We start from the raw sequence: 20,694 nt of genomic DNA, 5'->3' as shown, positions 1-20,694 counted from the left end.
TGTGCGGGAGCCTGCAGTCAGCGAGAGCGTGTCAGAAATCAGCGAATCTCCAGAAGAAAATCCGGAGTTGACGCCACAGGAAACGCCCGATGAAACCGCAAGCGAACCGGCGGAAATCACCTTTGATGAACAGTTTTATCCGGCCCGGCCCAAGGCGCTGCGGCCGATCGCCCGGAGGCGGCAGTTCTTTGCCGCCCGGCCCTCCCTGGAGTTCGACGGCCTGAACTCCACCTATGTGGACTGGCTCAGGAACCAGTCCATGCTCGGTGACGCCAACACCATGGCCCGGCAACTGTCCGGGCAGGCCAGCATGTGGCAGAACTCGTACGCCAGGCCCAACCCGCGTGCAGCAGTTGAGCGCGCACCCGTCTGGTTCACGGCCTACCCACTGTCCTTCATCACCCAGGACGGACAGTCTTTCCTCTCAGCGCTGGGCGATCCCTCACTCTGGGAAGCGTTCAGCCAGATCGGCATCAGGGGGCTGCACACCGGTCCGGTGAAGCTGGCCGGTGGCATCCGCGGATGGTCGCAGACGCCCAGCGTGGACGGGCACTTTGACCGGATCAGCATGGCGATCGATCCTGCCTTCGGTACCGAGGAGGAGTTCCGTCAGATGTGCGAGGTGGCCAATGAACACGGCGGCACCGTCATTGACGACATCGTCCCGGGGCACACCGGCAAGGGAGCGGACTTCCGCCTCGCCGAAATGAACTTCCGGGACTACCCCGGCATCTATCACATGGTGGACATCCCCGAGGAGGACTGGCACTTGCTGCCGGACGTCCCCGAGGGCGAAGACTCGGTGAACATCAGCCCCGCGGCTGAGGAGGCGCTGCAAAAGGCCGGCTACATCATCGGGCGCCTGCAGCGGGTCATCTTCTACGAGCCCGGCGTCAAGGAAACCAACTGGAGCGCCACCAAGCCCATCGTCGACACCACGGGCAAGAAACGCCGCTGGGTCTATCTCCACTACTTCAAGGCCGGTCAGCCTTCCATCAACTGGCTGGATCCCACCTTCGCGGGCATGCGCCTGGTGGTTGGCGACGCCCTGCACTCCTTGCTTGACCTCGGAACCGGGGCGCTCCGGCTCGATGCCAACGGGTTCCTTGGCGTGGAGAAGAGCGCCGAGGAAGAACCGGGCTGGTCCGAGGGCCACCCGTTGTCCGAGGCCGCCAACCAGCTGATTGGTTCCATGATCCGCAAGGTGGGCGGGTTCTCCTTCCAGGAGCTCAACCTCACCATTGACGACATCAAGACCCAGTCCGAGTCCGGCCCGGACCTGTCCTACGACTTCATCACCAGGCCCGCCTACCACTACGCCTTGGTCATCGGAGATACCGAGTTCCTGCGCCTCACGTTGCGGCTTTCCATGGAGATCGGCGTGGACCAGGCCTCGTTGGTTCACGCCCTCCAGAACCACGATGAGCTGACCTATGAACTGCTCCACTTCGCGGCAGGGCACAGGGACGACGTCTTTGAACTTGCCGGCGAGGAGCTCACCGGCGCAGAGGTGGCCGAAAAGGTCCAGAACACCATGCGGGAACGGCTCACGGGTGAGAACGGGCCCTACAACGCGGTGTTCACCACCAACGGGATCGCCTGCACCACGGTCAGCTTCATCATGGCCGCCCTGGGCATCAAGGATCCGGAGGCCATCACCAAGGAGCAGGAAGCGCAGGTGCTGGACGCGCACGTGCTGTTGTCCATGTACAACGCGTTGCAGCCTGGGGTTTTCGCGCTCTCCGGCTGGGACCTCACGGGCATCACAGCGCTGGACCGCGAAACCGTCAAGGAACTCACCTCACAGGGGGACACCCGCTGGATCAACCGCGGCGCCCACGACCTCATGGGCACCAGCCCGGACGCCAAGACCTCCCTGGCCGGTATGGCGCGTGCCCGGAGCCTCTACGGTTCCCTTCCTGAGCAGCTGAAAGACCCGAACTCCTATGCGCGGCGCCTCCAGCAGATCCTTACGGTGCGGGAAGAATCAGGCATCGCCACCAGCACGCTCCTTGATGTGCCCGACGTTTCCAACCGCGGCTTGCTGGTGTTGGTCAACCAGCTCGCAGATGGAGCACTGCAGGTGACGGTCCTGAACTTCTCTGACCAGGACATCGCCGGCAGCATCCAGTCCCCGCACCTTGTTCCGGGCGCCACCGTCCATGATTTGTTCTCCGGCGAAGAAGAAGTGGCCCAGGTGGATGATCTGTGCAGCTTCTTCCTCGAGTTGCCCGCATTCCAGGGCACGGCCCTCCTGCTGAAGGACCCGGTAGTGGAGGACGAGGCTACCGAATAGGAAGTACGACGTCGGCACTTACGGTGAGTGCCGACGTCGCGAATTGGCGTTATCCGCCTATGCCGGGAACTTTTCCGGGGTAAGCACGTACCTCTTCCATGTAGACGAGCGGGCGGCCGTCTGCGCACTCTCCCACGTCCTTGGAATTCACCTCCAAGCCCCCAAAGGAGATGACATCGCCCATGCGGAAGACTGTTCCGTCGGACATCACCAACCCGGCGTCTGTGACTTTCGTGCCAGTGGGGAACAAGAAGCCGTTGGCGATGCAACCGTTGTTATCCGCTTCAAGTTTCAGTGTCCGGAGAACATCAGGGCGCATGTAAATACCCCCGGAAATGACACCGTCAATTTCAGTCGTGGAGGCGGCCAACTTACCCGCACTGCCCGCCACGATGTCGGCCTCCACCGTGGGCGTCGGCGAGCCTGTAATTTCGGGCAGTGGCAGCCCGCTGGAGGAACCTGTTTCCGGCGCAGGATCCAGCTGGGTAGCAGCCGGTGCAGATTGCTCCGTGGGCGGAGCCGTCATGGAGGACGTCAGCACTACCCCGGCAACAACTGCTGCAGCGGCCGCCACCAACCCAAATCCTGCTGCCAACCGCATACGGCGCCGTGAACGCTGTTGCTGGAAGTCTGCAACCGACCCACCCACGGTGATGTGCTCGGCGTCAGTGTCCATCACAGCCAGGCTCTTCTCACGGCTGCGGGCCAACTCGTCTTCGGTAACCGCGGAAGCCGGATCAGCTGCGGTCAGGCGATCCATGGTGGACTTTTCCTTGCTACTCATCGCTGCACATCCTCTGTGGCTTGATCCGCCCGAATCAGATTGCTGAGCTGCTTTCTTGCTCTGTGCAACCGCATCCTGACGGCCGTGGCGGAAATGTCGAGCAGACGTGACACCTCGGCGGAGGTGAATCCGTCCCAGTACGTCAGGAGGAGAACGTCGCGTTCCTCCGGCTTGAGCTGGTCCAAAGCCTCCCGAACCTCGCCGCCGTCGGAACCCAACCCGCGCGTTCTCTGACGTTCCAGTTGTTGTGTGAGATTCATGGAGCGAACAGCCGAACGGCGATGGTTGCGGAGGACATTGCCGGCGATACCGAACACCACCAACTCAGACAACTCCTGGCCCTGACGGGATTTCTCCCACACGATCCGGAAGACATCGGCGGTAAGGTCCTCGGCTGCGGGCGTCCCCTGCGTTCTGCGCCGGAAGTAGCGGTACACCTTGTCGTGGCACGCCGCATGCGTTGCCAGAAAATGCTTCTGCCCGGCCGACTCCACTCGATCCCCCTGCTCCGTTCGCACCCTCATAACCAGTTAATGTCCGGCAAGCAGGAAAATGTCACCAACTTCCAGAAAAGACACGGAAAGCTCGACGTCGGCGCTCACGGTGAGTGCCGACGTCGAGCTTTGGCGTCAATCGCTGAGGGTTAGTCGCCTACGGCGTCGCGGCCGCGGCGGAGGATGAGCGGATCGGCGTCGTAGACCACCGAATGGTCCTTGTCCTCGTAGTCGAACTGGTTGAGGAAGTGGCGCATGGCGTTGATGCGGGCGCGCTTCTTGTCGTTGGATTTGATAGTGATCCACGGGGCGTGATCCGAGTCCGTGTGCAGGAACGTCCGCTCCTTGGCATCCGTGTAGTCGTCCCAGCGATCAAGCGAGGCCAGGTCCATGGGCGAGAGTTTCCAGCGGCGGACGGGGTCGATCTGCCGGATGGCGAAGCGGGTTCGCTGCTCCTGCCGGGTCACGGAGAACCAGAACTTGGTGACGTGGATTCCTGCATCCACCAGCATCTTTTCGAAGACTGGGGCCTGGCCCATGAAGGTGTCGTACTCATCGTCAGAGCAGAATCCCATGACGCGTTCCACGTTGGCGCGGTTGTACCAGGAGCGGTCGAACATGACGATCTCGCCTGCGGTGGGAAGGTGCTGGATGTAGCGCTGGAAGTACCACTGGCCTTGCTCGCGATCCGAGGGTTTGGCCAGTGCCACGGTTCGGGCAGAGCGTGGATCCAAGTGCTCATTGAAGCGTTTGATGGTGCCTCCTTTACCGGCGGCGTCGCGTCCCTCGAAAACAATCACATGCTTGAGCCCCAGGTCCTGACCCCAGTACTGGAATTTCAAGAGCTCGATCTGCAGGCGGTACTTCTCAATTTCGTACTCGTCGCGGGTCATCCGCTGTTCGTAGGGATAATCCTCGTTCCACGTTTCCACCGCTGATCCGCCGGGATCGATCAGGTCCGGGTCCTCGCCTTGCCCGCCGCTGATGGTGTAGCCCAACTCCACCAAGTGGTCGATGGTTTCGCGCAGGTTGTCCCTGACCCACCAATCGTCCAGTGATGTGCCTGTTGGGCTCGATGGGCTTGCCTCCGTCATGCGGTGCTCCTGGTCTGTGGGTGTGCGCGGCCTGCGGTGTCCGCCGTCTACGGGTAGTGCGCGGCAGCCTAACAGTGCTTGGTGACGGGAACGTGAACGGGTACCCGACCGGCTAGCCGTGGGTGCGGCGGGCCTCCACCTGCCTGAAGATCAGCCAGCTCAACCAGACGCCCAGAAGTATTGCGGCGCCGGGCAGCAGGTCCAGGGGCGCGAGTTCACGGCCGGCGGGGAGTATTCCGAACCCGAGTCCAACCGCACCGGCCACAACAATCAGGCCGATGGCGTCAGAAGCCACCTCCATGGACCGGTACCGCACCACTTTGACCACCAATTCACCGGCCATGATCACAACAATCGCCACGGGTGAGCGTGGAGCTGATCCATCCCGCAATCACCACCAACACCAGGGGGACCAAAATGGGCGTGACGTAGTTGTTGCTGACCGCCCAGAAAAACGCCAAAAGTGCCGTGTAAAACTGCGGGGTGGCAACGATTCCCAGCCACCAGCCCGTCAGGAATTCCTTGCGGGCTCCTGGAAGGTCCAGGGGATGGACAAGGAACTGGGTTTCCGGGTCCGGTAAGTGGACCTTTTCTTCGATGGGATTCATGACGCCCTCCACGGGACCTGCTCGATGTACGGCGGGCGAAGACCCGCTCTGGCGATTTCGTAGAAGTGTCAACCCTGGGGTGACAAAGCTAATCTGCGCGGGCTGTCCGGAGGGCGGCTGCCCGAACGTCAATCCAGTAACGGCGGAAAAGGTCCCCATCCTCGTCCGTGCGCACATCCTCAAGCAGCCCACCACAACGCTCTATGGTCTTAGCCGATGCCGCATTGTGGTCATCACACGTCAGGAGAACGCGATCCAACTCCCCCCGCGCAGCCACAAGGCTGCACATCTCACGGAGAGCCCAAGTTGCCGCTCCCCTTCCACGATCGGACGGCCGAATTCCGTAGCCGATGTGTCCGCCGGAGTTCAAAAGGGCCGGGGTGAGGTGATGACGGAAGGCGATGGAGCCTACATAGCGCGAGTCCTCCGTGATCCAGCGAAAAGTACACGGAACCATGCCGTCCTTCTCCGGGGTGTTTTCAGCGTCCAGCAGCCTGGCAACCCATTCCTCAAATCCCTCGGGGGTGGTGACGTCGTCCGCCATGAAGACGGCGGCACCGTCCTGATGGGCCCCGGCCCACTCACGGTGAGACTCGAGGAAGGACTGATGGTAGGAGGTATGAGGAGCGACGAGGGTAAACATGGACCGACCCTACCCCGGGCGCACTATCCCGGGTTGTCATATCGGGCTGCTACGCCGACGGGTTCGCTCGCGGCAGCTTCCTGCCCCGCACAGCTGCGTGCGTCTTCTGGAGTGCAGCAATTGATGCGTCGTAGGAGTGCTGGGCGACCCCCACGAAGAGGCAATCGACGATCATCATCTGCGCTATCCGGCTACCCATGGCACCCGGGCGGAAAGGAGTCTCGCGGGCGGCCGTGCTCAGCACGATGTCGGCCGCCCTGCCCAGTGGCGAATCAGCATGGTTGGTGATGGCTATGGTGACGGCTCCCGCCGCCTTGCCCGCCTTCAGGAAATCGATAGTGTCCAGCGTGGCTCCCGAGTGCGAGATGGCTACAGCAACACCGTCGGCATCCAGAAGGGCCGCGGAAGCCAAGGCGGCATGCGGATCCCCCCAATTGAAGGAGGTGAGTCCTATGCGGTGCAATTTCTGCTGCATGTCCTGGCCCACCAAACCGCCCGCTCCCACACCGAAGATGTCGATCTTCCGGGAACTGGACACTGCTCTCACCGCCCTGGCCAGCTGGTCCACGTCCAACACTTGCGCGGTATCGGCGATGGACATTGTTTCGTTGAACGCAATTTTGGAGACGATGTCCTGCAATGAGTCTGCGGTGTTGATGTCCTCGTAGACCTCCGCCGGTACGCCATGGGCCACACTCTCGCGAGCAGTTTCACGGGCAAGGTCCAAGCGAAGATCGGAGTAGCTGCCGTAGCCCACCTTTTTGTAGAAACGCACTACTGACGTAGTGGACGTCCCGCATTCCTCGGCCAGGTCCCCGATGGACATGGTGGCAGCCCGCGATGGGTCCGAGAGGACCAGCTCGGCCACGGCCCGTTCCGAGGGGCGCAACGCCGGCAGGGCAGAACGTATCCGCACCAAAACGGTGCGGGACAACTGCGCATTCCCCGGCGCTTCCACCATGGTTTCCTTTCGGTGCTTCGAACCCAATCCAAGGTACCGAACACGATCTACGACACAGAACCCGATCCACGACACCGCCAGGGCCTTGTCATTAAGTTACACAAGCGTCGCTCGGAAGGTAAGTCATTGACGCAGTGCGGGCAAGCGAATACGGTCGGTGTAAGGAAAATCACAAAACTTGTCATGCTACTCGCTCCCCTCGAAAGGCTCCTTCATGGCACTGGATCGTAGAAAACTTCTTCATGCATCGGGGCTGGCGGCAGCTGCCGCCGTCGTCGCGCCTTTTGCTCCCAGCGCAACCGCCACCAACCAGAACCGGCCGGGAAAACCGGGAGTACTTGTCAACGGTGCCGATGTAGCCGCCGCCACTAACTGGAGCATCTTCGCGGGGCGCAAGGTAGGCATCATCACCAATCCCACCGGCGTCCTGGCAAACTTCCGCTCGATCGTGGATGACATGGCGGCCAAAGGCGTGGACGTCAGGGCAGTTTTTGGGCCCGAGCATGGCTTCCGGGGGACCGCGCAGGACGGCGCCAGCGAAGGAACGTCCGTGGATCCGCGGACCGGTATCACGGTCTACGACTCCTACGGTGCCGGGGTTGCCGATTACGTGCGGTTCTTTGAAAGCTCCGGCGTGGACACCGTCTGCTTCGACATCCAGGATGTGGGGGCCCGCTTTTACACCTACATCTGGACCATGTGGGGTGCCATGCAGGCGGCGTCGCAAACCGGAGCCACGTTTGTTGTCCTGGACCGCCCCAACCCCATCGGCGGCCAGGCCCGCGGACCGGTGCTGCAGAAGGGGTACGAGTCCGGCGTTGGCCAGCTGGGCATTGCGCTCCAGCATGGGATGACCGTGGGCGAGCTCGCCACATACTTCAACGCGGTTCATCTTCCCGCCGCCGGCCTTACCCCCATCCAAGACCTTCACGTGGTGGAGGTCCAGGGATGGCGGCGCGAAATGACCGGACCGGACAACCGGGCAGCGTGGATCCTGCCAAGCCCCAACATGCCCACACCCGAAACCGCCACCCTGTACCCCGGCACTGCACTGTTCGAGGCCACCAACATGTCCGAGGGGCGCGGCACAACCAGGCCCTTCGAGCTCATCGGCGCGCCCTACGTGGACTACCGCTGGGCCGAGGCACTGAACAGCAAGGGCCTTGCGGGCGTCACGTTCCGTGAGGCGTATTTCCAGCCAACACTTTCCAAAAACCAAGGCCTCATTTGTGGGGGCGTGCAGGTTCACATCACCGATCCCACCCGCGTCGAAGCCCTGGAAGTGGGTACCCACATGTTGGTCGAAGCCAAGCGCCTCTACCCCGGCTTCGGGTGGCGAGGCGACGCCGGCCGCTGGATGGGCCTGCTGAGCGGCTCGGCCCGCTTTGCCCAACAGCTCGACGCCGGTGCTGACGCCGGGACCATCATGGACAGCTGGCGGTCCGAGCTGGACCAGTTCGTGCGCGACACCCGCGGGTACCTCCTCTACAACGGCAAGCGCTAGTCGCGCAAACAAACGCAAACCTCAACCACAACAAGGACGACGGGATTGGGATTCACATGCAAAGAAAACGAACTTCACTCATGACGGCGGCCGCCACGGCGCTGCTCATGACGGGCGCGGGGGTCATCACCGCGGGTGGAACGGCAGTCGCAGCCCCGCCCACCACCGCGGGAAGTACGACGACGGCCTCCGCCTCGCCGGACATCGAGGCGATGATTGCCGGCATGACGCTGGACGAAAAGATCGGCCAGATGACGTGGACTCACGTCTACGGCTCGTCGGCGGACGACGCCTCCATGGCGGCGAAGAATCAAGAACGGTACGGCGTCAACACGCCCGCCGAGGTCGTGGAGAAGTACAACCTTGGTGGCGTTCTCTACTTTGCGTGGTCCGGCAACACCAACAACCCTCAGCAGGTTGCGGGCCTTTCCAACGGCCTGCAACAAACGGCCATGCGGGAGGACGGGACCGGCATTCCACTAGCTGTCACCATCGATCAGGAAGGTGGCCTGGTTGCCCGCATCGGACCGCCCGCCACTGTGCTCCCAGGCAACATGGCCCTTGGTGCCACAGCAGATGCGGGACTGGCCAAGGCACAAGGTGAAATCCTGGGCTCCGAAATGCGTGCCATGGGTATCAACGTTGACTTTGCGCCGGTCCTGGACCTGAACTCCAACCCGGACAACCCGGTCATCGGAATCCGCTCCATGGGCGAGGACCCGGCGCTGGTCAGTGCCCTCGGTGTTGCCCAGATCGAAGGCATTCAAGCCCACAACGTCGGCGCGGCCGCCAAGCACTTCCCCGGCCACGGCGATACCTCAGTGGACTCCCATTACGGTCTCCCCACAGTCACCTACGATCGCGCGACCCTCAATGAGCACCTGAAGCCATTCAAGGCCGCCATCGACGGCGGCGTGGACATGGTCATGACGGCCCACATCATTGTGGAGGCCATCGACGCGGAAATGCCCGGCACCCTTTCCCACAAGGTACTCACCGGTTTGCTCCGTGATGAGATGGGCTTCAAGGGTTTGGTGACAACCGATGCCTTGGACATGGCCGCGATGGCTGCCGAATGGCCCCAGGAGGAAATCGCCGTCAAGGCAATCCAAGCGGGCTCTGACATTCTCCTCAACTCCCCGGATGTTGACGCATCGTTCGCTGGGGTTCGCGCCGCCGTCGAGTCCGGCGAAATCGCCGAGACCCGCCTGGATGAGTCCGTCCGACGGATCCTTGAGTGGAAGGTCAAGCGTGGGGTCTTCGAACAGCCGCTGGCTGACCCCGCCGCGGTGGACATCGTGGTGGGAAGCGCAGGAAACCTCGCCACGGCCAAGCTGATCTCAGACCGCGCCGTCACCTTGGTGCGCAATGAGAACGGGGTGTTGCCGCTCGCTTCGGGCAGCTCAGTGCTCATGGTTGGCGCCGGTTCAGCGTGGCCGGAACTCGCAGGTCCACTGCTGAAGGACCAGGGATTCACGGTCATTGAAGACTACGAGGATGGGGCCTCACCGTCCGCGGCGTACCGCGCACGTGCGGTGGCTGCCGCCGGCAACGTCGACGCCGTTGTCTTCGCTTCCTACAACGCCACCAGCAATGCTGCGCAGCAACAGATGGTTGCCGAACTCGCCGCCACCGGAACACCGGTCATTGTTGTGGCAACCCGCAACCCCTACGACATCAACGTCTTCCCTGGCGCCGACGCCGTACTCAACAGCTATGGAGTCAAAGAGGTCAACTTCCACGGTGCTGTCCGTGCCATCTCGGGTGTGGTCAACCCGAGCGGCAAGCTGCCGGTCAACGTTCCCAAGGCCGATGCCAGCGGTGTCCTCCTGCCGTTGGGCTTCGGGCTGAGTTACCAAACCACGACGCCGGTCCCAGTCACCTTCACGGACCGCCCGGGTCATGGACAGGACAGCTACACCATCCCCTCCGTCCCGGGTGTTGCGTACGTGATCGACGGCAAGGAAATCGCCGCCGGAAGCTACAGGAAGCCCTCCGGCACTGTGACCGTCACAGCGGAACGACGGCCGGGGTACGTCTTCACCGGCGGTTCCGTTACCGAGTGGACGCAAACCTTCACCACAGGGCTCCCCAAGTCCTAGGAGAGCTACACCACAGGCGAGTTCATCAGTGCGACCGTGATGAGCAGGGCAATCCCGAACATCGGCAGGCAAAGGACAATGTTGGTCAGGCGGTTGTCCCTCATCACGGCCACGAACTCCCGGAGGAATGCGCTGGGGACGAAGTACCTGGCGGTGGGAGCACCCACCACCTCCGCGTTGATCTTCTGCCGACGCGACAAGAGGGCCGCGCGCAGGACGTGGTAGTTGTTGGTGCACACCAGCAGCGGTCCCTGGATTCCCTTGTCAGCGAGCAGCGCCACGGAGTAGGCCAGGTTTTCGCGGGTGGTGGTGGCCTGGTTCTCTTCCACCACGTCCGCGGCAGCCGCTCCCTTTGCCACCAAGTACTCCTTCATGGCGGTGGACTCGGGCCGGGGTTCATCCGGGCCCTGGCCCCCGGTAGGTACCAAGAGCGGCTTGGCCGGGCTGCCGGCGTCGTAAATTTCCAAAGCCTTGTTCAAGCGGGCGGCAAGCAACGGCGGCACGTTGCCGTCGATCAGCCCGGAACCAAGAACAATGACGGCCGCGGGATTAGCACTGAAACGCATCCGGGAATACACCAAGGCATACCCAAGGAACACCACGAACGCGCACCCCAGATAGGCGCACAGAAAGAAGGCCAACGCCGCCAGACCAGTAAGGACCGGCTGACCGCTCACCACAAAAAGGAACGCGACCACCGGTGCGAGGAACACTGCGAGCCCCACCGCGACCGGCAGGAAGCTGGTGATTCCCGGGCCCTCCCTGCGGACCATGGTCACGCCGTTGGCGATCAGGAAGCCCGCAAACACGAAGATGCTCACCACCGGCACCACCAAGACCAGCAGGTTCAGCCATTCAAACCACGGATTCAGGTCAATGAGGAAATCCAAAAGGGCCTGCAGCAGAAACCACGCCGCTACAAGCAACAGAACCCCGTTGCGAAGCCGCCGCCGGTCCGACTGGAACGAGGCAAGGAACAGCCCCGCGAAGAGAAAACCAAGGACCAGGTTCAGCATGATCCAAGCCTATGCGGTACCAGTCAGGCCGATTCGCGGATGACCAGCTCCGTGGGGATGGTGACGGCCGCCGGACGCTTGCCACTGATGACATCCAAGAGCAGACGAACCATTTCCTCGCTGATCCGATCAAACGGCTGCCGGACCGTGGTGAGCGGCGGGGTCGCCTCCTGGGAAAGCTTGATGTCATCGAAGCCGACGACGGCGACGTCACCTGGAGTTGTCAGGCCCGCCTCCTGCAGGGCGTCCAAGGCACCGAGCGCCATGAGGTCATTGGCTGCGAAAACGGCGTCAATGTTCTTGGTTCGGTTGAGGAGTTCACGCATGGCCCTGGCGCCGCTATCACGGCTGTAATCGCCGTAGGCAACAAGACCTTCATCAATGTCCGCGCCCTGATCGTCACGGTACGCTTCGAGGCGGCGCGTGCCACCCGACGTGTCCACGGGTCCGGCGATGGTGGCAATCCGCTGCCGACCGCCGTCGCGCAGGTATCGCAGAACGTCACGGGCGCCCTCGTAATCGTCGGCCGCAACGTAACCCATCTTCTTTTCGAAGCCCAAAGGGACTCCACACGCAATGGCAGGGACACCGGCGGAAATGATGTCCGCGATGATGCCCTTCCGGCTGCCATGCGAGGAAATGAGAAGGACACCATCAACGTGGCCTGCCGTGAGGAAGTCCGTGGCACGCCGTTGCTCGTCATCCGTTCCGGCCATGATCAACACCAACGGGATGTCATGGACAGCCAACGCATCAGCTGCCCCGCGCATGAGGACTGCGAAGTTGGGATCCTCGAACAACCTTTCCTGGGTTTCCGTGAGCAGGAACGCCACAGAGTTGGCCCGGTTGGTGGCAAGGTTCCGTGCATGCGGGTTGACGCGGTAACCGGTCTTCTTGATGGCCGCGTTGACGGCGGCCAGCGCAGACGGGCTCACCCAATGGCCCCCATTGAGAACACGCGAGACCGTACCTCGCGAGACGCCGGCTTCTGCGGCCACATCGTCGATTTTGGGCCTTGGCCGGGGGGTGGGTTGAGTCATGAGCAAAGCCTACCTAGGACTATGCCTTCACGGCGCCGGCGGCCAGATCGACCCGCCAGTAGCGCTGCAGCAGGAGGAACATGATGACCAGCGGGACGATGGAGAGCAGTGCGCCAGCTAGAACCAGCGTGTAGAGGGCCGGGGCCGAGGCGCCTTGGTTCAGCAGCCCATTGAGTCCCACGGTGATGGGGAACAGGTGGTCATCACCGAGCATGATGTACGGGAGCATGAAGTTGTTCCAGATGGCCACGAACTGGAACAGGAAGATGGTCACCAACCCGGGAAGCATCATGGGCGCGGCGATCCGGTTGAAGATGTACATCTCCTTGGCGCCCTCGGTGCGGGCGGCCTCAATGACGTCACCGGGAACAGATGCCGCAGCGTAGATTCTGGCCAGGTAGATGCCGTAGGGGCTGATGATCTGGGGCAACAGCACGGACCAGTAGGTGTTGGTGAGGCCGGCCTGCGCGAGCATCAGGTACTGCGGGATAGCCAGAATAACGCCGGGAACCAGCACACCCATCAGCAGGACCTTGAAGACCCCTGATTTGCCGGGAAAATCGAACTTCGCCAAGACATATCCGGAGAGGGCCGAGACCCAGGTGGACACTATCGCGCCGACGCCCGCGTACAGGGCCGTATTGAGCATCCATCGCCAGAACAAGCCATCGCGGTACTCGGTGAGCTCCACGATGTTGTCCCAAAGGTGCGTGCTGGGCGCCAGGGTGAAGGTGGAGAACAGCTCAGTGCCGTCCTTGCTCGCGGCAGCCACAACCCAGATCACGGGAAACAGGCAATAGAGCGCACCGAGGATCAGGATTCCGGTGGAGACGTAGCTGGGCTTTTCCCTGATGAAGTCCGCTTTGCCCGCCTTGCTTGCCTTCCTCGGACTCGGGTTGGCGCGGCGGTTTTTGGGTGGCGTGGCGAGGGCAGTCACGGTCAGTTCTCCTGTCCGAAGGCCCGCTTCTGCACGATGCGCAGGAACAGGAACGAAATGATGAAAGTTGCCAAGGCGATCACAATGCTGGTGGCGGCCGCAGAGAAGACGTCATTGCGGGTGAAGGCATCGCGGTACACCAGCATGAGCGGGGACCAACTGGTGGAAAGGCTGTTGGCCAGGGGGCGCAGGGTGGTCGGTTCGGCGAAGACCTGCAGCGTGGCGATCATCGAGAACAGTGCGGTCATCACCAGCGACGGGGCGATGATGGGGATCTTGATCCTGATGGCGGTCTGAATCTCGGAGCAGCCATCAAGCTTGGCGGCCTCGTAGATTTCGCTGGGGACGGCCTTGAGCGAGGTGTACATCACGATCATGTTGAAGCCAACACCACCCCACAAGGCGATGTTGCAGATGGCGAACGTGACCAGGTTGGGGTCCAGGAGCGAGGGCAATTCCATCCCGAACTGCCGGGCCAGGAAGTGGAAAGGGCTGACGCCGGGAAGATAAAGGAAGCCCCACAACAGCGAGCTGATCACGGCAGGCACAGCGTACGGCAGGAAGATGGCCGTGCGGGAGAAACTGCCGGCCCTTGTCCGTCGTGAATCCAGCAGGAGTGCAAAGAGCAGGGCAAAGCCGAGCATCAACGGGATCAGAATAAGCCCGTAGGTCAGGACCCGCAGGACGCTGCCCAGGAATTCCGGGTCAGTCAGCGCACTGACGTAGTTGTCCAAACCAGCGAACGCTGTGCTTTGTGAGCCTTTGCCCAAACCCAGGCCGCTGACCTTCTTCTTCTGGAAGCTGAGCACCAGGGTGTAAATGATGGGCGCTGCCATGAAGACGAGGAAAAGGATGATGCCCGGCGCGAGCATTGAGTAGGGGATGAGCACCCGGGATGTGAAGTTCTTGGCCCGCCTCGGGGTATCGGCTGTTGTTCCGGCCGCCGGACCGGGCCTGGTTTCGGTCATTGCCACGGTGCACTTCCTTGTGGTGGATCGACGAGTTGTTCTGGGTCGACGCGTTGTTCTGGGTCGACGCGTGACAGCGTGTGCGGGAGAGTGCCTGCGAGTCGCCTGCGGACACCCTCCCGCGCTGTAGCGGTTGCGTGGAACGGCTACTTAACCGTGAAGCCGGTCTTCTTCAGGTCATCCACGGTGACTTGCTGCATGTTCTTGACTGCGTCCAGGAAGGCACTCTTCTGCTTGGACTGTGCGGCCTTCGCGAACTGATCGTTGTAGGCGTTGTAAGCCACGTTGACGTTCGGGCCGTAGGTGAAGGAGCCCACGTTCTGCGCGGCCTCGCCAACAATCTTGTAGAAATCAGGCTGGTTGGAGAAGAACGCAGGAGCTTCAGTCAGTGATGATTCGGCACCTGCGGTGTCTGCTGGGTAGATGCCCGCTTCCTTGACCAGGGCTTTGATTGCCTCGGGGTCAGTGTTCAGCCACGTGGCGAACTTGGCTGCGGCGTCGAGGTTCTTTGACTGGGAGGTGACAGCAGTTGAGGATCCTCCCCAGTTGCCGGTGGCCGGCTTCGAAGCATCCCACTGCGGCATGGGTGCGGCCTTCCACATCCCGGCCGTGGCTCCGGCGTTGCCCTCAAGGACGCCCGGGCCCCAAGCCGCGCTGAGCCAGCCCACCTGCTTGCCGGTGTTGAGTGCCGTGTTCCACTCCGGCGTGTACATGGGCTTGTTGTCAATGACGCCCTCTTCCACGAGGCCGCCCCAGAATCCGGCCACTTTTTCAGTGGGGTCTTCGGCGATCTTCACGTTCCAGGCGTCACCGTCAACGCCCCACCATGAAGCTCCGGCCTGCTGGGCCATGCCGGTAAACCATCCGGCGTCGTTGGAGGAGAACGTTCCGAGGTAGGCCTCGGGGTCAGCTGCATGAACGGTCTTTGCCGCGGCCGCGTATTCTTCCCACGTTTTCGGAACGGCGATGCCCAGCTTCTCGAAGATATCGGCGCGGTAGTAGAACACCATGGGGCCGGTGTCCTGAGGAACGGAGTACAGGGTGTCGCCGCCCAGCGTCACATCGTTCCACACGCCATCAGGGAAGTGGCTCTTGGTGTCGTTGGCCACGGTGCCGGAAAGGTCTGCGAGCGCATCGGCCGCCACCAGCGTGGGGATCTTCTGGTACTCGGCCTGAATCAGGTCCGGGGCGCCGCTGCCGGCTTTAACGGCGGTGAGCAGCTTGGTGACGGCCGGGTCTCCACCGTCCTGCTTGTTGACGGTGACGTGGATGTTGGGGTTTTTCTCGTTCCAGAGTTCCACCACCTTGTCCAGGTTAGGGGCCCAAGCCCAGTAGGTCAGTTCCACTTTCTGGTTGGGATCGCTGGTGGCCGCGCTTTGGCTGCCTGCCGTGGATCCTGCTGAACAACCTGCGGCGAGCATTGTGGCCGCTGCGAGCATGGCTACGGCGCCTGCACGAAATGACTTGCGCATTTCGTCCTCCTTGTCGAAAAGCTGAATGGTGCTGTGTGGATTCGTCGCTCATCCGAGCGGAAGTTCGGTGTGTGACTGTGAGCGGTTCCAGTTAGTCACAGCTCTGTGATCCATGTCAACACTAAACCTCCTCTAGTCAGAGCTTGAAGGGCTGTGATAATACTGGGAGCGCACACAGTTCTAAGGAGACCATTCGATGACAGACGTCCTGCAGGCCCCCGCCGCCCAACGCGCACCCGCGCCTTGGGTACAGCGACCGGCCGGCCTTTGCTATGGCGGGGACTACAACCCCGAGCAATGGCCCCGTGAGGTCTGGGTGGAAGACATCGCGCTGATGCAGGAGGCCGGGATTAACCTGGTGAGCATCGGCATCTTCTCCTGGGTGTTGCTGGAGCCGCGCGAAGGCGAATACGACTTCGCATGGCTGGACGACTTGATGGACTTGCTTGCCCAGGCGGGCATAAGCGTGGACCTTGGAACACCCACGGCGGCACCGCCTGCCTGGTTCTGGAAGAAGTACCCGCATGCGCACCCCGTGACCCGTGAGGGCGTCACCCTGGGCAGCGGTTCACGTGGCATGGCCAGCCCCAGCTCGCCGGAATACCGACGCGCCGCCGCCAACATCACGGAGCAGTTGGCACGCCGCTACGCCGCACACCCCGCACTGGTTCTTTGGCATGTCCATAACGAGTACGGCGCTCCTGTCAGTGAGTCCTACGATGAGAATTCCGTCCTGGCTTTCCGCCGCTGGCTCCGGACGCGCTACGGCACCTTGGACGCACTCAATCAAGCCTGGGGCACCCTCTTCTGGGGCCAGAAGTACGGCGAATGGGATGAAATCGACGCCCCCCGGCTTTCAGCCAGCGTCAGCAACCAGGCGCAGCGGCTCGACTTCCGCCGGTTTACCTCCGACGCCATGTTGCAGTGCTTCATTGCCGAACGCGAGGTCATCAAGAAATACACGCCCCACCTACCCGTGACCACTAACTTCATGGCCACCAACTGCCTTTCAGCTGACTACTGGACTTGGGCAAAGGAGGTGGACATTGTGGCCAACGACCACTACTTGGTTGCGCAGCGCACTGACAACCACGTTCTGCTGGCCATGGATGCCGACCTCACCCGCTCGCTGGCAGGCAACCGTCCCTGGATGTTGATGGAACACTCCACCGGAGCGGTGAACTGGCAGGGCCGGAACATCGCCAAGCGACCCGGTGAATTGGCCCGGAACAGCGTGTCCCACCTGGCCCGCGGGGCAGACGCCGTCATGTTCTTCCAGTTCCGCGCTTCCCGTTATGGCGCTGAAAAGTTCCATTCAGCCATGCTCCCGCACGCCGGTACCGGCACCAGAATCTGGCGCGAGGTCCTTGACCTTGGCGACGACCTCAGGAAACTCTCCCCCGTAAAGGGCTCCACCGTGGAGTCGCGGGTGGCCATCCTCTGGGACGTGGAGTCGTTCTGGGCGCAGGATCTGGAATGGCGGCCCAGCAGCGACCTTGACCACCGCGAAAGGATAGAGTCGTTTTACTCCGTCCTGTGGAACCGCGGGATCAGCGTGGACTTCGCCCACCCCGAGGCGGACCTTTCCGGTTATGACCTGGTTCTCGCCCCCGCCCTCTACCTGGTGGGCGAGAAAGCAGCTGCGAACATCAGCCGCTACGTCCACGACGGCGGGCACCTGTTGGTGTCCTATTTCTCCGGAATCGTGGATGCCAACGACACCGTCCCCGCAGGCGCCTCCCCGGGCGGCCTCCGTGAAGTTCTCGGCGTGGAGATTCACGAATTCCTGCCATTGCGGGAGCATGAGATCGTCACGCTGGGTAACGGCGCCACCGGAACTGTGTGGTCCGAGGAAATCCACGCCGGCACCGCCACAGTACTCAGCCGCTACACCAGCGGCCCCGCGGCTTCCGGTCCGGCGATTACACGCAACGAATTCGGCAAAGGCACCGCTTGGTACCTTTCCACAAAGCTCGACGGCGGCCACCTCGCCGACGTCGTACTGGACGCCGTGAGTGCTGCAGGAATTGAGCCCGGAGTTCAACCACCCGCCGGGCTGGAGGTAGCTGCACGCCGGTCAGAAGAAGGCACCTTCACCTTCCTCATCAACCACACAGACACCGACGCCGAATACCCAGCGAACGGACTCAACCTGCTTTCCGGAGAGGATGTGGGGGGAACGGCACACGTTCCCGCCGGCACCATCTGCGTGGTCCACACACCAGCGGAAGGGCACTGACCCCGCTGGCACCAAGCTGCCGGCCCGGACCGACTACGGTTCGGGCCGGCGTTCCACATGGGCCGTGGGCCACTACCCCTGAGATTTGAAACCCGATCCCCGACCCCTGAGCCGTGACCCGCCCGTGGTAGATTCGATAGGCGAAAAAACGCAACCAAGGGGGTTGATCATGAGCCATGCAAGGACATCCCGGCCGCGGTATCTCAAGGCTGTTGCCACCTCGCTGCTGCTGGTCACTGTAACCGGCGGGCTCGCAGCGTGCCGCGAACAGAAGAAGCCCGCGCCCCCTTACCCGGCGGTTGAATGGCAAGGAGCGGCGCCCAACGAGGCCATCGAGGCTGATCCTTGGGTCATAGCGGCCCGCAAGTCGCTCGAGGCCCAGGCTGTCGCGCAGAACATTACGGATTTCACGTTGCCCGAATTGGTGGAGACCACCAGCCTGGATCTCCGCGTTCGCCTCTCAAGGCACCCGCTGAACGATGTCGAGCAGAAACGACGCCCGGACATCCAGCCTGGCCCCGATCCTTTTCTCCCCATGGAGGTAAAACCGGGCCCGGCCGCCGGCACTGCCGAGGTGCGGGGCTGTGTGGTGCGCTGGGCATCCGAGACGGGTGAGGTGCCGAGTGCATTGAATGCTTCCGGCGTGATGTTCCGGATGGAGCACCTCGCCGGAGGGCAGCTGCGCATCAGCAGCGTGGTGACACTTCCCGATCTGGACTGCAGTACCGCCAAGCCGCCTACTGCTTTGTTCGTGCCCGCCCCCGAGCCGTCCAGTGTCACCGACGCCCAGAGTATTGTTCGGGCCAAGCCAGCCGAAATCGACCCTGAGTACATCAAGCCCGCTTAGCTGCCTTCCTTAACGCAGCTCCCGGGCTACGTGTTGGGCAAAGTTGTTCAGGGCCGCAGCGACAGCCTCCGGATGGCTCAGCGTCACATAATGGCCCCCCGGGATTTCCACTGGTTCGCTTGCAAGGCGCTGTTGAACCTGTCGCCTCATGAAGGAAGCCGGGAAGAACCGGTCATCACGGCACAGAATCGCCAGGGTGGGCACCTCCGGATGCCGGCCAGGCCAGGGACCGGACATCCACGCGCCCTGCTGGTCCCGCTCCCTGCGCATGGCCTCCTTAGCCAACTCTTCCGGCACCAGGTTGAAAAACGCTTCCTCAGGAATGGTTTCACGGTCATGCCCTGTGCTGGTCCACCAGTCGCCGAAGGTCTCCCCCGGCATGGGAATCATTGCCGAGAGGTACACCAGCCCGTCGGAATGGAGTTGCTCGCAGACCAAAGGCGCCGTGAAGCCGCCCAATGAGTGCCCCACCACGATGGTGTGCTGAGCATCGCCCACAGCTTCCGTCACTGCGCGCGTATAGTCCTCAAGTCCGGCAGCCTTGTCTTCGATAGGCAGGTCGACGGCCACCACGCCATGCCCGGATGCCTCGAGCAGCGGGCTGACCAGGTGCCAGTCCCACGCTGTTGAACCACCACCGTGAATCAGTACGAAAACGGCCATCTTTCCTCGCTCCGATCTTCCCCGCCCCGCACATACTATTGCCACCTTCATAAAGATTGCGATACCCCCAGGGGGTACTTGACTTCATACCCCCCATGGGTATAGTTTCGAATCATGAGCACGCCAGACCTGAGCATGAGTCATCCGGACACACCCATCATCGAGGTGGACCTGGAGCACGCAGCGCCACATGGGTACACCAGCAACAAGGACGCATACCTCAAGCGTTTGAAACGGATCGAGGGGCAGGTCCGCGGCATTGCCCGCATGGTGGAGGATGACAAATATTGCATCGACATCCTCACCCAGATAGCCGCCGCCACCAAGGCCCTCCATGCCGTCAGCCTGGGACTCGTAGAGGAGCACATCGGCCATTGCGTCGTGGGTGCAGCCTCCGAGCCCAACCCGGAAGCCCGCGCCGAACAAATCGACGCCAAAGTGAAGGAGGCCACCGATGCCATCGGGCGCCTGCTGCGGTAATTCCGCCAACAACCACCACACCATTCACGTCACCACCAAGGAGTCCTCCATGAGCCAGACCATCCAGACCAACGTCCACGTTTCAGGCATGACCTGCGGCCACTGCGTCTCCAGCGTCAGCGAAGAACTTGAGTCACTCAACGGCGTCGAAAACGTTGCAGTGGACCTCAATCCCGGTGGTCTGTCCACCGTGACCATCACATCAACCCAGCAGCTATCGCCGTCGGAAATCGGCGAGGCTGTGGCAGAAGCCGGCTACCTGGTGGTAGCCAACGAAGCTTAGGAGTCGTCTTGAGTAGCCAGGAGACTTTCAACCAGCCCGCACCCCGGGTCATCGAACTGGACATCGAGGGCATGACCTGCGCCTCCTGCGTCAATCGAGTGGAACGAAAACTGGGCAAACTTGAGGGCGTGGAGGCCAGCGTCAACCTGCCCCTTGAATCAGCCCACATCACAGTCCCGGCAAACGTGACAGACCAGCAGATCGTGGACACCGTCAACGCGACGGGGTACAAAGCCACCGTCCGCCACGCCCCACCCCAAAAC

The 20,694-nt window shown here is 62.2% G+C and carries 21 protein-coding genes; 8 read left to right on the top strand and 13 right to left on the bottom strand.

Annotated features, from left to right (window positions below):
* The first annotated feature begins 1 nt into the window (after position 1).
* On the top strand, positions 2–2,296 hold the full coding sequence (gene treS, locus AR689_RS00105) for a maltose alpha-D-glucosyltransferase (protein WP_062065072.1): 2,295 nt from the start codon (positions 2–4) through the stop codon (positions 2,294–2,296).
* Between the two features lie 49 nt (positions 2,297–2,345).
* Here treS and AR689_RS00100 read toward each other — a convergent pair whose 3' ends face one another.
* From AR689_RS00100 to AR689_RS00070, 7 genes are all read right to left on the bottom strand, one after another.
* On the bottom strand, positions 2,346–3,080 hold the full coding sequence (locus AR689_RS00100; protein ID WP_062065070.1) for a hypothetical protein: 735 nt from the start codon (positions 3,078–3,080) through the stop codon (positions 2,346–2,348).
* Positions 3,077–3,574, bottom strand: coding sequence for an RNA polymerase sigma factor (locus tag AR689_RS00095; RefSeq protein ID WP_231745376.1), 498 nt, complete (start codon positions 3,572–3,574; stop codon positions 3,077–3,079). Before AR689_RS00095 ends, AR689_RS00100 begins: the two co-directional genes overlap by 4 nt.
* A 149-nt stretch (positions 3,575–3,723) precedes the next feature.
* On the bottom strand, positions 3,724–4,668 hold the full coding sequence (gene ppk2, locus AR689_RS00090; protein ID WP_062065064.1) for a polyphosphate kinase 2: 945 nt from the start codon (positions 4,666–4,668) through the stop codon (positions 3,724–3,726).
* A gap of 112 nt (positions 4,669–4,780) precedes the next feature.
* Positions 4,781–5,011 carry a hypothetical protein gene (locus tag AR689_RS00085; protein WP_156424503.1) on the bottom strand — a complete coding sequence of 77 codons (231 nt, stop codon included), beginning with the start codon at positions 5,009–5,011 and terminating at the stop codon, positions 4,781–4,783.
* Entirely contained in the window at positions 5,001–5,276 is a 276-nt protein-coding gene (locus AR689_RS00080) for a hypothetical protein (protein WP_062065058.1), read from the bottom strand. The genes AR689_RS00085 and AR689_RS00080 overlap by 11 nt, the downstream gene beginning before the upstream one ends.
* Positions 5,277–5,364: 88 nt before the next feature.
* Entirely contained in the window at positions 5,365–5,919 is a 555-nt protein-coding gene (locus tag AR689_RS00075; protein WP_062065055.1) for a GNAT family N-acetyltransferase, read from the bottom strand.
* A gap of 49 nt (positions 5,920–5,968) precedes the next feature.
* Positions 5,969–6,880, bottom strand: coding sequence for a MurR/RpiR family transcriptional regulator (locus tag AR689_RS00070; protein ID WP_062065051.1), 912 nt, complete (start codon positions 6,878–6,880; stop codon positions 5,969–5,971).
* 214 nt (positions 6,881–7,094) lie between these two features.
* Here AR689_RS00070 and AR689_RS00065 point away from each other — a divergent pair, with 214 nt between their 5' ends.
* Both AR689_RS00065 and AR689_RS00060 read left to right on the top strand, forming a co-directional pair.
* Positions 7,095–8,384: an exo-beta-N-acetylmuramidase NamZ family protein gene (locus tag AR689_RS00065; RefSeq protein ID WP_062066028.1), complete on the top strand. Its 1,290-nt coding sequence runs from the start codon at positions 7,095–7,097 to the stop codon at positions 8,382–8,384.
* A 56-nt stretch (positions 8,385–8,440) separates the two neighbouring features.
* Positions 8,441–10,486 carry a glycoside hydrolase family 3 protein gene (locus tag AR689_RS00060; RefSeq protein ID WP_062065048.1) on the top strand — a complete coding sequence of 682 codons (2,046 nt, stop codon included), beginning with the start codon at positions 8,441–8,443 and terminating at the stop codon, positions 10,484–10,486.
* A gap of 5 nt (positions 10,487–10,491) precedes the next feature.
* Here the strand turns inward: AR689_RS00060 and AR689_RS00055 are convergent, their stop codons facing one another.
* From AR689_RS00055 to AR689_RS00035, 5 genes are all read right to left on the bottom strand, one after another.
* Positions 10,492–11,502, bottom strand: coding sequence for a YdcF family protein (locus tag AR689_RS00055; protein ID WP_062065045.1), 1,011 nt, complete (start codon positions 11,500–11,502; stop codon positions 10,492–10,494).
* Positions 11,503–11,525: 23 nt separating this feature from the next.
* A complete protein-coding gene (locus AR689_RS00050) occupies positions 11,526–12,542 on the bottom strand; it encodes a LacI family DNA-binding transcriptional regulator (RefSeq protein ID WP_062065042.1) in 1,017 nt (338 codons plus the stop codon).
* 19 nt (positions 12,543–12,561) lie between these two features.
* Entirely contained in the window at positions 12,562–13,479 is a 918-nt protein-coding gene (locus tag AR689_RS00045) for a carbohydrate ABC transporter permease (protein WP_062065040.1), read from the bottom strand.
* 2 nt (positions 13,480–13,481) lie between these two features.
* Entirely contained in the window at positions 13,482–14,447 is a 966-nt protein-coding gene (locus AR689_RS00040) for a carbohydrate ABC transporter permease (RefSeq protein WP_062065037.1), read from the bottom strand.
* Between the two features lie 146 nt (positions 14,448–14,593).
* A complete protein-coding gene (locus AR689_RS00035; RefSeq protein ID WP_062065034.1) occupies positions 14,594–15,919 on the bottom strand; it encodes an ABC transporter substrate-binding protein in 1,326 nt (441 codons plus the stop codon).
* 196 nt (positions 15,920–16,115) lie between these two features.
* Here AR689_RS00035 and AR689_RS00030 point away from each other — a divergent pair, with 196 nt between their 5' ends.
* Both AR689_RS00030 and AR689_RS00025 read left to right on the top strand, forming a co-directional pair.
* On the top strand, positions 16,116–18,158 hold the full coding sequence (locus AR689_RS00030) for a beta-galactosidase (protein WP_062065031.1): 2,043 nt from the start codon (positions 16,116–16,118) through the stop codon (positions 18,156–18,158).
* Between the two features lie 169 nt (positions 18,159–18,327).
* Positions 18,328–19,005 carry a hypothetical protein gene (locus tag AR689_RS00025; RefSeq protein ID WP_062065028.1) on the top strand — a complete coding sequence of 226 codons (678 nt, stop codon included), beginning with the start codon at positions 18,328–18,330 and terminating at the stop codon, positions 19,003–19,005.
* Positions 19,006–19,014: 9 nt separating this feature from the next.
* On the opposite strand, the gene AR689_RS00020 is transcribed toward AR689_RS00025, so the two are convergent.
* Positions 19,015–19,668 carry an alpha/beta fold hydrolase gene (locus AR689_RS00020; RefSeq protein ID WP_062065025.1) on the bottom strand — a complete coding sequence of 218 codons (654 nt, stop codon included), beginning with the start codon at positions 19,666–19,668 and terminating at the stop codon, positions 19,015–19,017.
* A 114-nt stretch (positions 19,669–19,782) separates the two neighbouring features.
* On the opposite strand from AR689_RS00020, the gene AR689_RS00015 reads away from it, so the two are divergent.
* The 3 genes from AR689_RS00015 to AR689_RS00005 form a co-directional block, all read left to right on the top strand.
* The gene (locus AR689_RS00015; RefSeq protein WP_062065022.1) at positions 19,783–20,148 is read left to right on the top strand and encodes a metal-sensitive transcriptional regulator; all 366 of its coding nucleotides are present in this window, start codon (positions 19,783–19,785) and stop codon (positions 20,146–20,148) included.
* Between the two features lie 49 nt (positions 20,149–20,197).
* Complete coding sequence (locus AR689_RS00010) at positions 20,198–20,431, top strand: heavy-metal-associated domain-containing protein (RefSeq protein WP_024818744.1); 234 nt, start codon at positions 20,198–20,200, stop codon at positions 20,429–20,431.
* Between the two features lie 8 nt (positions 20,432–20,439).
* Positions 20,440–20,694 (top strand): heavy-metal-associated domain-containing protein (locus AR689_RS00005; protein WP_197412767.1); only part of this gene is annotated, 255 nt, incomplete at its 3' end.

The organism is Arthrobacter sp. EpRS71 (assembly GCF_001512285.1).
GTDB lineage: Bacteria > Actinomycetota > Actinomycetes > Actinomycetales > Micrococcaceae > Arthrobacter.
The sequence above is the reverse complement of the archived record's forward strand: the minus strand, read 5'-3'. Positions and strand labels throughout refer to the sequence as shown.